General features: G+C 61.6%; 10 protein-coding genes. 3 read left to right on the top strand and 7 right to left on the bottom strand.

Features of this window, described 5'->3' with window-relative positions:
- Positions 1–96 precede the first annotated feature (96 nt).
- Positions 97–948, top strand: a complete 852-nt coding sequence (locus tag Pan181_RS24005; RefSeq protein ID WP_197528655.1) for a phosphatidylinositol-specific phospholipase C/glycerophosphodiester phosphodiesterase family protein — start codon at positions 97–99, stop codon at positions 946–948.
- A 10-nt stretch (positions 949–958) separates the two neighbouring features.
- On the opposite strand, the gene Pan181_RS24010 is transcribed toward Pan181_RS24005, so the two are convergent.
- Entirely contained in the window at positions 959–2,431 is a 1,473-nt protein-coding gene (locus tag Pan181_RS24010) for an alpha-L-fucosidase (RefSeq protein ID WP_197528656.1), read from the bottom strand.
- Positions 2,432–3,180: 749 nt separating this feature from the next.
- Here Pan181_RS24010 and Pan181_RS24015 point away from each other — a divergent pair.
- On the top strand, positions 3,181–3,726 hold the full coding sequence (locus Pan181_RS24015; RefSeq protein WP_145251247.1) for a hypothetical protein: 546 nt from the start codon (positions 3,181–3,183) through the stop codon (positions 3,724–3,726).
- A 56-nt stretch (positions 3,727–3,782) separates the two neighbouring features.
- Here the strand turns inward: Pan181_RS24015 and Pan181_RS24020 are convergent, their stop codons facing one another.
- The 6 genes from Pan181_RS24020 to Pan181_RS24045 form a co-directional block, all read right to left on the bottom strand.
- Positions 3,783–4,295: a putative molybdenum carrier protein gene (locus tag Pan181_RS24020; protein ID WP_197528657.1), complete on the bottom strand. Its 513-nt coding sequence runs from the start codon at positions 4,293–4,295 to the stop codon at positions 3,783–3,785.
- A complete protein-coding gene (locus Pan181_RS24025) occupies positions 4,292–5,233 on the bottom strand; it encodes a M48 family metalloprotease (protein ID WP_231943689.1) in 942 nt (313 codons plus the stop codon). Before Pan181_RS24025 ends, Pan181_RS24020 begins: the two co-directional genes overlap by 4 nt.
- Before the next feature lie 102 nt (positions 5,234–5,335).
- Positions 5,336–7,012, bottom strand: a complete 1,677-nt coding sequence (locus Pan181_RS24030; RefSeq protein WP_145251249.1) for a DUF1559 family PulG-like putative transporter — start codon at positions 7,010–7,012, stop codon at positions 5,336–5,338.
- Between the two features lie 61 nt (positions 7,013–7,073).
- Positions 7,074–8,567, bottom strand: coding sequence for a hypothetical protein (locus tag Pan181_RS24035; RefSeq protein WP_145251251.1), 1,494 nt, complete (start codon positions 8,565–8,567; stop codon positions 7,074–7,076).
- Complete coding sequence (locus Pan181_RS24040; protein ID WP_145251253.1) at positions 8,564–9,241, bottom strand: hypothetical protein; 678 nt, start codon at positions 9,239–9,241, stop codon at positions 8,564–8,566. Before Pan181_RS24040 ends, Pan181_RS24035 begins: the two co-directional genes overlap by 4 nt.
- Complete coding sequence (locus Pan181_RS24045) at positions 9,214–9,720, bottom strand: RNA polymerase sigma factor (RefSeq protein ID WP_145251255.1); 507 nt, start codon at positions 9,718–9,720, stop codon at positions 9,214–9,216. Before Pan181_RS24045 ends, Pan181_RS24040 begins: the two co-directional genes overlap by 28 nt.
- A 216-nt stretch (positions 9,721–9,936) precedes the next feature.
- Here Pan181_RS24045 and Pan181_RS24050 point away from each other — a divergent pair, with 216 nt between their 5' ends.
- A complete protein-coding gene (locus Pan181_RS24050) occupies positions 9,937–11,451 on the top strand; it encodes a carboxypeptidase M32 (protein ID WP_145251257.1) in 1,515 nt (504 codons plus the stop codon).
- The last annotated feature ends 69 nt before the right edge of the window (positions 11,452–11,520 follow it).

Below are 11,520 nucleotides of genomic sequence, written 5' to 3' on the forward strand. Positions count from 1 at the left end.
GCACTTCGGCCGCGCTCTGGAGCATTTTGACAAATGTTCTGGTACGATCGACCTTCGGACGTGTGCTTCCTTTCCCCGCATCTTTGGTTGTGATCCATGGTTTTGCTCCGCTTTCTCTGCTCGGTGACTCTTGTGCTGCTCCTGGCGACCTCGGCCGTGGGAGAGGACCCCACTCCGCTGCCAAAAGCTCACGCGCACAACGATTATTACCACAATCCTCCGCTGATCGACGCGCTCGACCATGGGTTCTGCAGTGTCGAGGCCGACATCTTCTTCCTGCAGGGCAAGCTGCTGGTGGGGCATAGCCTGCTGGAACTCGACGAACGCCGGACGCTCGAAGCCGCGTACCTCGAGCCGCTCAAGGCACGGGTCGAAGCCAACGACGGGCGGGTGTTCAAGGAGGGGCCTCCCTTCATGTTGCTGATTGATATTAAACAGGACGCCGCGGCGACCTACGCCGAGCTCGAGCGGGTGCTGGCCAACTACCGCGACATGCTTAGCCGCTGGGAAGATGGCGAGTACCACCAGGGCGCCATCCAGATCGTCATCTCGGGCGACCGGCCCCGACGCGAAATCAAGGCCAGCAACCCCCGCTACGTCGGTATCGATGGCCGCGTTGGCGACCTCGACTCAAGCGACGCCGCGGATTTGATGCCGCTGATTAGCGACCGCTGGGGTTCGCACTTCGAGTGGAATGGCAAAGGCGAGATACCTGCCGCCGAGCGCGACAAGCTCCGCCGGATCGTCGCCCAGGCGCACGACAAACAGCGTCGCGTGCGATTCTGGGCCACGCCCGAAACTCCGGAAATGTGGCAGCAGCTTCTCGATGCCGATGTGGACCACATCAACACCGATAAGCTCGATAAACTGCAATCGTTCTTGCTCGAAGCCGATCCTCAGCTGCCAACCGAGCAGCCGCAGCCTGAACAGCCGTCCGCTGGCGAATGACGCTCGCCGGCTACTTGCTTTCGATCGGCTCGGTGAGCTTTAGTTTCAATACGGTCGCGTACGGGTCGACAGCCTCACCGGTGAGCTTCACTGTCAGCCCGGCGTCGCTCGACGACACGGCAAACTTGGTCGCCGCGTCGGCCAGCAGCGTGCACTCCTCAGCAGTCGCTTCGACCGGCACGGTCAGCTCGCCGCTCTCGGGCCAATCGAACACGTGCAGGTAGAGCGTATCGCCCTTGGTGGTAATGCGTCCCCACGCTGGTGCATCGCATGGGCTGGCGGTGGTGCCGTAGATCGACTCGCTGTTGGTCTCCATCCATTTGCCGATGGCCTGCATCCCTTCGATGCTCTCCGGCGGTACGGTTCCGTCGCCGGTGGGGCCGATATTCAGCAGAAAGTTGCCCCCCTTCGAGGCGATATCGATCAGCGTATGCACCAGTTGATCGTTGGGTTTCCACGCCTGATCGTGACGACTATAGCCCCACGTGGTGTTCATCGTCATGCAGGTTTCCCAGTCGACTCCGGGAAGCCCCCGATCGGGCACGTGCTGCTCGGGCGTGACGAAGTCGCCATACTTGGGATTCAGCTGGGCGGCGACGCCGGTCATTTGCATGCTGGTCCAACCCGCTTCGGGGATGCGGAACAGCCGGTTGTTCATGATCACTTGCGGCTGCTTATTCCGCACCAGGTCCATCAGCTCGAAAGCCCGCCAGGCTTCTTCGCCTTGAAAGTCGGTCGCGCTGTAGTCCCACCAGAGAATGTCGACTGGCCCGTAGTTCGTGGTGAGTTCCTTCACCTGGGCGTGCAAGTACTCCTGGTACTTCGCATGGTCGCGTTCTCCGTTGGGATACGGCTTGCCTTTGAGCGGATGAGGCAACTGGTTCGACTTTTCGTACTCGTACTGATCGTGATGCCAGTCGATCACCGAATGATAGAAGCCAACGCGTAGCCCCTCGGCGCGGCAGGCGTCGACAATCTCTTTCACCAGATCGCGATCGAGCTTCGAGCCCGCGTCGAAGTCGCTCACCGCCGAGTCGTGCAGCGCGAAGCCATCGTGATGCTTGGTGGTGAACACCAGGTACTTGCAGCCCGCCTGCTTGGCCAGCTTGGCCCATTGCTCGGCGAAGTTCTCCGTCGGCTTGGACAACGGCAGCGCCCGCTCGGCGTAGGTATCGGTGTCGGCCCGCACACGGTACTGAATCCATTCCATGCCGCCGCGCTCGCCGACCGGTTTGCCTTCCCAGGTGCCTGCCAGGCCGGAGTAGAGTCCCCAGTGGACGAACATGCCGAAGCGGGCGTCGCGCCACCACTCCATGCGTTGCTCCCGCTCGGGAGTGGTCATCGGTTCCACTTGTTCCGCAGCGGCCGGCGCGGCTGGTTCGGCGGCCATCGCGGATTTGGTCGCAGTGACTAGCAAGCAACTAAGGAGTAAGCAGAGTGTGAGGGTTCGTTTCATCGCTTCGCTTTCGAACGGAGTAAACATCGCACCACCTGTGTGCGTGCAGGGCCGGCGGAGCCGCCCTATGGAGGTTAGGTCGTAAGGTTGGGTCGAGGGGTTCGGTGGATCGCTTCTATGAGCGGCCCGCCAGTTTGGTTTGTTGGGGAAATCGTCAGCAGCGTGCAAGTCACGTACTGGCTCGAGTCGAGTGTAATCGCGTGTCGCCGACGGGACCACAACGGCCATCCCGCTGCAAGGTGCCGAGCGAGTGACTGGTTGCCTGGTTGATGGCCCCATCGTTTTGCCCCCAAAACCGCGAAATCGATTCGTGGGGGCTTTTATTTCTTGTTTTGCAAACCGATCCGTCGTCATAAACGATTGCCATACCACGACTTACAGCCATCGCCATTTTGCCCCTACAAGGAGTTTCGCCCCACCCTGTTTCGAATGGGGGCAAAACCCTCGCCCCACGGTTCCTATTTCCAATGTTCAGCATCATCACTCCTGCGACAAACATCCGGTATTCCAACTCCTATTTTCCGGCCCTCAGCAGCACGACCTGCTGCTGGTAACCGAGACGACATATATACTTTTGTTCACACTACTATTAGAGCCGGTGGAGCGGGAATTGCAATCCAAATCTTTGGCCACTTCGAAGCACAAAACTCGCAAGTTTCCCTTGACCGGATACTGGGTCGCAGGAATCAACGATAGGCATCTGGTGGTTCACACGATACGATTGCAGCAGATTATCCCCTCGGTCGGCGAGGCATGCAGTTCCCCCGGAGTCAGCGATGATGCGATTTGTTTCAGCGACCTTACTTTTGCTATTGGTGTGTGGTTGCGAGGGTAAAATCGCGCGAGTGCCCGAACTCCGAGATCCGCAGCAGCAATCGGTGGACCAGCCGGGGCTTGAGTTCTTTAACTCGCTTTCCGGTCAGCTCGAGATCGAGTTGTCGGAGCCAGCCGAGCGCGTTGCCGAGAATCTCGCGAACGAAGCGGCCCCGCCGACAGCGACGATCGTGTCGCTAACATTCGTGCCTGAGATCTTTGTGGAAGAGACCGAAGAGTTCCGCCCGCTTACCGAAGAAGAATTGAGCCGGGTGGCTTACAAAGGTGCCAGCATCACGCTCGTCGGCGAAGGTGGCGTGGCCGTCGAGCACAAAGCCCCCAACGGGCAGCACTTCACGGTCGCGGAATTAGTGACGGCGGTGGAAAAGACCGAGAAAGAGAGCCGGGCGAAGTCCGAATGGCTCGATGGCATCGACGTGCATCACATCTTCTTTGAAGGCATGTATCAAGAAGAGGACGGAAGTTGGTGGATCACTTGGGGATCGTAACCGAGCGTTCCACCGTTCCAGTGGGCCGGCGAGTCGCTCCTCCATCCACCAACACCTCACTCGCTCGCTAAGGCCGACGCGAGCACCGACCACACGTAGGTGCCGATGGTTGGTTCCTGCGAGCCGCGGGGGCCGGCGATGTTGAGTCGGCGGATCTGGTGCTCGACGAGGAACTCACAGAGTCGCTCCGCGTCGGTGCGGATGGCGTCGGCGGTGCCGAACAGCGGGTGGGCGTTGCGGGCCAGGTGCAACAGCGGACGCTGCGACTCGCGGGCGAAACGCAGGGTGAGGGCCGTGCCGCCGGAGGGGCGGGGAGCGATGCTGAACACCGCGGTGCCGTCGCTATCTTCCACGTTCTGCCGAGTGCGCACTTCGTAGTTGGTCGACGCGGTTTCGCGAAGCTGGTAGCGAAGGTCGAGCGGACCATCCTCGGCTCGTCGGCCGCGCGGGCACCAGCCATCGTGCGGCAAGCGATGCTCGATGGCAAAGTCGAGCGCCGCGCGATCGGCCCCCGTTTGCCCGCCCGACACAATGGTAACGACCGCCAGCGGAGAGTCGCGGTGCGTCACGGCTCGAGACCTGGTGGCAAGCCGTTGGGGTATTCCTGTTCGATCACCTGCTGGATGTACTGCACACGGTTGGCAGGTTTGGGGTGCGTGCTGAGCATCTCGGGTGGCCCGCCGCCGGGGCTGGCTTCGTCGAGAATGCGCATCAGGCCGACCATCGCGTTGGGGTCGTACCCCGCGAGCACGCAGAGTCGCACGCCCCACTTGTCCGACTCGAGTTCGTCGTCGCGACCGTAGCTCATGCTGATCATCTGCGCGGCCGCCTGGGCCATGCGGGCGGAGCTTTCGTCGCCGCCGGCGGCCCCGGCCGCGGCCGCCAGTCCGCTGAAGAGCGACTGCTGGGCCATCCGCTTGTTGCCATGGCGTTCGATCACGTGACCGATCTCATGCCCAAGCACGCCGGCCAGTTGGCCATCGGTCTCCAGCCGAGCGTAAAGGGCCTCGGTAATGAACACCTGCCCGCCTGGCAGGGCGAACGCGTTCACGGTGCGGGAATCGGCCAGCAGGTGGAACTTGAACTCGTAGGGGTTATCGAGCGGCTCGCCGAGATCCTGGCTGCGCTCGACGATGTAGTCGTTCAGCCCGGCCAAGAGTCGCTTGCCCATGTCGCTTACTCGTCGACGATGGAACTCGCGGGGGCTTTCGCCGCCGTGTTGCTCGATCATCTGCGGAGCCGCTTGCAGGCCGAGGGCTTCTTCCTCGCGCTCGTCGGCCATGGCGACCCGCTCGACTTCGCCGGTGATTTGATTCTTGTCGCCAGGGTTTCCGTAGTAGGAGATCAGCGCAAAGATGGCGATGCCCGCAGCGATGATCAGCCGCATCTTCAGCCCGCTACCTCGCGAGCCCCCGCGGCCGACACCAAACATGTTGCGACCACTCGACGAGCGATAGCTACGCTGGCCCCGGCGGGACGTAGGAATCGGAAAACTAATGCGGGCCATCGATTTGGTCCCCGAGTTGCCATGATGCAAACCGCTGGCTCCCAGCGAGCCAGCGGTAGTGTACCACGATCAATCGAGTTCGACAAAAGTCGGCAACCCGGATTACCGCTCGATGACTTTGCCGTCGCTCATCTGCACCAAAATCGGCAGGTTCTTCGGCAGCAGCGGATCATCGGTCGGGAGGATCTCGACATGCCCGTCGCAGAACGCAGCGACCACTTGCCCGCGATCGGGGTTACCCCGGAACTGCTCGACCACCTTGGCCAGGTCGACTTCCCAATCGGCCGGCTTAGTCCAAGGCACCGCCTGCTCTGGTGGCATCTGCACGACGAGTAGCGTGTTGCTGGTGCCGTCGAGGACTTGGCGGAAGGTCGTACCGGGAGCGAAGTAACACTTCTGACTGTTGTACTCTCGCTCCACCAGCTCCCCTTCTGGCTTGGGAGGGAAGATGCTGTTCGCTTGCACCGGCACCTGGAACGTGGTGAGCCCCTCGGCAGCAAGCTGCGGGTGGAGCTGGTCGGAGTAAACATCCGGCATTTGCTTCACGAGCTGCAAGTTGTGCGGGCTATCCCAAGGTTCGTCCAGGTGGAACCTGTTGTACAAGCCCATCGATTCTCCATCGCTCAAGTAAGGCAGTATGGCCACGCGCCACGACAGGAGCGGCTTGCCATCCCTGTCGGTAAGGGCACCTGCAGCGGGCAAGTAGTTGTTGGCCGACTCGAAGTTGAGCATCCCCAGCGACATTTGCTTGAATTGATTCATCTGCTGCGATCGCTTGGCGCTCGCCTGGGCCGACTCGACCGCTGGCATCAGCACTTCGCTCATTAACTTGGCAACTTGCTCGTCGCTGGAGTTCACCGTGACGGTGATCGCAGTACCATCGCGCTGGGGAGCGAGAATCTTCGCCGCGTGCGCGACCAGCGTTTTCAATTCGGCCGGCACCTGCTCGCCAGCAGCCTGTTCGAGCGCCAGGCTCAAGCCATCGACCAGTGCTTGTTCGCATACCTCAGCGGCGGCCTCGCTGTGGGTATCGAGCCTCAGTTGCACATTCCAATCGGGCGGACAGGTGGCCCGCACTTGGATGCTCTGCAGCTGGTCAGCGAGCAGCTCGCCGGTGACTTTGTCGAACGGCTTCGGCATCCGCGGCCAGAGTTCGCGAATCACCCGTCGGGGGTCTTTGCCGGGATCGATCACCAGCCCAGCGACTGGGGCTGTGTCCGCATCGCCATCGCCCAACAGGTCGGCGACCCGCTTGCCGAGCTCCGCGTTACCATCGGTACGAACCGCGTAGCTTTCGATCGACGCGGCTTGGCCGACGAGCACGAGTGAGTCGAGCTGGTGGAGCGTTAGCTCTTGTGCCTCACGCCCCAACATCGGGAGCAGGCTCTTGGTGAGTCCCAACACCGCTTCGGCTTCTTTCGGCGAGCCAGTGGTGATCGCAGCGATCGGTCCGGCGGTTGGATGCAGGTCGCTCGTGCCGAGCACGATTACTAGTTCCTTGGCCCCCGCCGAGCGAAAGCTCTCGACAAAGCCCAGCCCCATCGCATAGGCCGGCGAATTGACCAGCTGATTCGCTTCGGGACCGACGCGGGAAGCGACTTCCTTTTGCACGCCGGAAACCCAGCGGCCATCGATCTCGACCACGGCTACCGCCAGGGTGTCGTCGCCGGCCAGTTGGCCGATGGCTCCTGCGACACGAGCCTGCTGGTCGGACTCGGCCTGAGCGACCGCGGTGAGCAGAATCAGCACGCCAGTGAGTATCGTTCGCTTGTACATCATTGTATTCCTTAGACTTGCCACCTCGCTAAATCGGCGGGCGGCTGTTCGGTACGGGACATGTTTACTCGGCCAGCTTCAGTTCGTATCGCTTTTGAATGCGTAGTCCGTCGCTCATCGGCAACACCAGCACGGCCGTATCGTCTTGCAGGTGGTATTCAAACGGTTCGCCGGTGGCCGGGTTGTTCGGCACCGGAACGCAAGTAATCGCGTCGAGCGACTCGGGCCAGGTCGCGTTGTTCTCGGCAGCGTGCATTCGCAACGCTTCGATCACGCGGAGTGCTTGCACGTCGCGATCGGTTCGCACCTCTGCGCTGCGAGCCGCGGTGATCGCTGGCAGCAGCAAACTGCCGATCGGCAGCAGTTCTCGATCCTCCGACGCACCAAAGGGTCCGGCTCCGCGGAGCATTTCACTCTGCTTGCGATCCATCTTTTGAGCGTTGACAAAGTCGACGTACTGCGACCGCTCCATGCTGTCGGCGATCCGCTGGTACACGCCCGCCTGGTAGTAGGCCAGTGCCTGACCGACTGCCATTTGCTCGACTTCGTCGGGGTCGTGTCCCCAGGAGACTAGCCGCTGCTTGGCGTGCGAGTAGCCAGCCAGGGCAAAGCCCATGCCGAGGAGCGAACGCATTTGATCCTCCGCCCCCCAGTCAGGATTGGGACTCGAGAGAAGCTCGGGCGTGAACAGCAAGCCGACGTCGCGTTGCCAGATCGCGTTCCACTCTTCGTACGAATGCTGCTGACGCTCGGGATGGTCGAGCATTTTGAACATCCGTGGTCCGATTGCCAGTTCCAAGCGAATGGCATCGCGGAGCGAGATGAGCGGGCGCGGCATTTCGCTCAGCGCCCAGTACATGTTGGGCGAGTCTTCCGCAGCGATCAGGTCGAGCATATTGTTGGTGGTGATTCCCTGGATCGCAAAGCCAACGAGCCCACTGACCAGGATCGGTTGCTGACCGGTGTCGGCAGCGAGCCGATAGTTGATGCGCATCAGCTCGATTGCGTCGTCGTAGCGATGTTCGGCAATCGCCAGGCGAGTGTGCAGCGAGATCGCCCGCCCCACCGAACGCATGTTCTGCACTTCGGGCAGCAACAGCGCGATAATCTCAATACCCGTGAGGTCTTCGTAGGCGACGCCCCAGTCGGTATCGCGACATTTCGAACCGGGAGCAATGTAGTTCCAGATTCCAAAGTCGGTGATCTCTTTCATCTTATCGACCGGCAACTCGCTGATCGGCACCTCGGTATCATACCAGCTTTCAACCTCCTCGCCGTACTGCTCACGAGCTTGCTTCCAATGCTCTTGAATCCCCGTTTCTGCAAACGCCCGCATGTAGTGAGCGACTGAGTTGCCGTGCATCAGCTCATGCGGGCGCAGCGACAGTCGGTGCTTGAACACCGGCACCGGCTCGTCGGCCGGGGTCACGGTCATGCGGATCACTTGATACTGGTGCTCGTCGTTTTCGGTGTCCCAGATCGCTTCGCTGCGCACTTCCACCGGCGCGACGAGCACCGTGGTGAGCAGCAACCAACTCGCTATCAGATAAGTCTTCATGCCAGGGTCTCCTCGTCCGTTGGAGTAGTGTGAATCGCTTCGGGAACCGTCGCGGCCGGCGGCGAATCGTCCGGCGGTTGCGACGGGGTAGGGGAGCGGAGCAGCTCGTTCCGCATGTTCAGCATGGTGCGGGTCGGCACCGGGTCGCTCGCGCGACGAGTGGATGGTTGCCGATCGGTGAAGTCGGGCCAGGCGTCGACCCCGCGGAGCAGCACCGCCGCGCGCAGGGCCAGGTAGTTGCTGGAGGGATCACCACTGGGGGCGACGACCAGCAGCGGCGAAAGCGGCTCGGCCACTTCCACCGGAGCCAGCGGCGGGAGCTCAGGGTCGGGTGCCTGAAGTGGTTCTTGGTCGTCGATCTCCACCGGGGCGCTCATGCGGTCGACATTCGCTAAGTCGATGGCGGTAGCCCCGTCGGGTTGGCGGGCGAGCATCACTGCGAGCGTGATCGTGGCCGCGGTCATTAGTCCGGTACTCGCTTGCCAGATACTCAAGCTCGACCGCCGGGTGGTCTTCTCGCGACGATGTTCCACTCCCGCTGCGTAGCCGGCGCGGTACATTAGTTCGTCGCGATCGACTTGCGGCTCGGCGGGCTGCAGTTGCCGCAGCGTGGCTTCGAGCGGATCTTCTTCTCGCAGATCGTCTTCTACTGGGCGTTGGTCGTCTTCTCGCATGGCGTGTCCCATTCGTTACGCAGAACTTGAATCGCTCGACCATACTCGCGGTGCAAGCTGCTGGACGACTTGCCCAGCACCTCGGCCATTTCGTCGAACGTTAGATTGCCCCAGGTCTTCAGCAGCACCACTTCGCGAAGCAGCTCCGGCAGCTCGGCGACCGCGGTCAGTAGCTCGGCACGTTCTCCGGGCTTCAGGGTGCCGGTGAGTCGCTGCTGCCAAGCGTGTTGCTCATGCAACGTACGACGCTGCTGGCCGCGTGCGGTATTGATCGCCCGCCGCCGCACCACGCAGTACAGCCAGGCGATCGGTTGCTGGGGTAACTCGGAGAGTCCGGCCAGTTCGATCAGCGCTTCCTGCAAGCAGTCGTCGGGCTCGTCGGTCCATTGAGCCGCGTACAGGGCAAGGGCCGCCCCGTGCCGATCGAGCAACTGGGCCACCAGTCGACATCGCGCAAGATCGTCGACTGAGGTTGGCATCCGTTTCTCCGTGAGTAAGGCAATCTATACAAGAGTCACCGCTCGACCGTGCTGCATCCCAGAATATTCCAGAATTCCCCGAAATGCGAACCTGGAGTCCCACTTGCGAAGCTCCACTCGCAGTTTTACAACGTCAGAAGCCGCTCGCGGCGGTCACTGACGCCAGCGACCGCCCCCGCCCCGTTCGCTATCGCCCCCAAACCAGAGTATCCCCCCATGGCCGACCCCCAGCAGACCTACGCCCAACTATGCGACCACGCCCGTAAGACCGAGCTGTTGACCTCGGTGACCAATGTGCTGGGGTGGGACGAGCAAACCTACATGCCCCCTGCGGCCGGGGAATATAGGGCCGATCAGCTAGCCATGCTGGCCTCGACGATCCATCAGCAGGCGACCGACCCACAGGTCGGCGACTGGCTCGCGGAGCTGGAATCCAGCCCGCTGGCGACCGACACCGAGAGCGACACGTCGGTGGTGATCCGCGAAATGCGGCGCAGCTACGATCGCAAGACCAAGCTGCCAGCCGACCTGGTGGAGGCCCTCACCCGGGCGACGAGCATCGGCCAGCAAGTGTGGGTCGAAGCCCGCAAAGCAAACGACTACGCCCAGTTTGCTCCCAAGCTCGAGACCATCTTCAAGCTCAAGCGGGAAGAGGCCGATGCGGTCGGCTACACCGAATGCCGCTACGACGCGCTGTTGGACGATTACGAACCCCACACGACGGCCTCGCAGGTGGAGCCAGTGCTGCGCTCGCTCGGCAAGGCGCTCGTGCCGTTGGTCGCAGCGATCGGCGAGAGCAAGCACCAGCCCGACATGTCGATCATGGATCGCGACTTTCCGGTCGACGTGCAAGCCAAGTACGGTAGCGACGTCGCCAAGCGGATTGGCTTCTGCTTCCAAGGGGGACGCATCGATCCGACCGCCCACCCATTCTGCACCACCCTCGGCCCGGCCGACGTTCGCTTGACCACCCGCTACAATCCCCGCGACTTGCGGGCGGGGCTGTTCAGCATCATGCACGAAGCAGGTCACGGATTGTACGAGCAAGGGCTGCCGAGCGAGAAGTATGGCCTGCCGACCGGCGAAGCCATTTCGCTAGGCATTCACGAATCGCAATCGCGGATGTGGGAAATCCTGGTCGGCCTGAGCCATTCGTTCTGGCAACACAACTACGCCGACGCCCAAGCGGCGTTCCCCGCCGCGCTCGGCGACGTGGCCCTCGACGATTTCCACTTTGCCATTAATGAGTCGAAGCCTTCGCTCATTCGCGTAGAAGCCGACGAAGCGACCTACAACCTGCACATCCTGATTCGCTTCGAACTCGAGCTGGCACTCGTGGCCGACGAGCTATCGATCGCCGATTTGCCAGCTGCCTGGAACGCCAAGTACGAGCAGTACCTCGGCATTACGCCCCCCAGCGACGCCCTAGGGGTAATGCAGGATGTGCACTGGAGCCATGGTTTGATTGGTTACTTCCCCACGTACTCGCTGGGCAACCTTTATTCGGCACAGTTCTTCGCCAAGGCGAAAGAAGACCTCGGGGACCTCGATGCCCAATTCGCCCAAGGAGACTACAAACCATTGCTCGATTGGTTGCGTACGAACATCCATCAACATGGCAAGCGGTACACGGCCGCCGACCTGGTGGAACGGGTCACCGGCAAGCCGCTGTCGTCGGAGGCCCTGTTATCGCACCTGAGCGACAAATTTGGCAAACTTTACCGGTTGTAACGGCCGGCTTTTTCTCAATGCATTGTTTTGTTGCGGTTGCGGTAATGGTACACTCGTAGGGAGGGTATT

The organism is Aeoliella mucimassa (assembly GCF_007748035.1).
Classification (GTDB): Bacteria; Planctomycetota; Planctomycetia; order Pirellulales; family Lacipirellulaceae; genus Aeoliella; species Aeoliella mucimassa.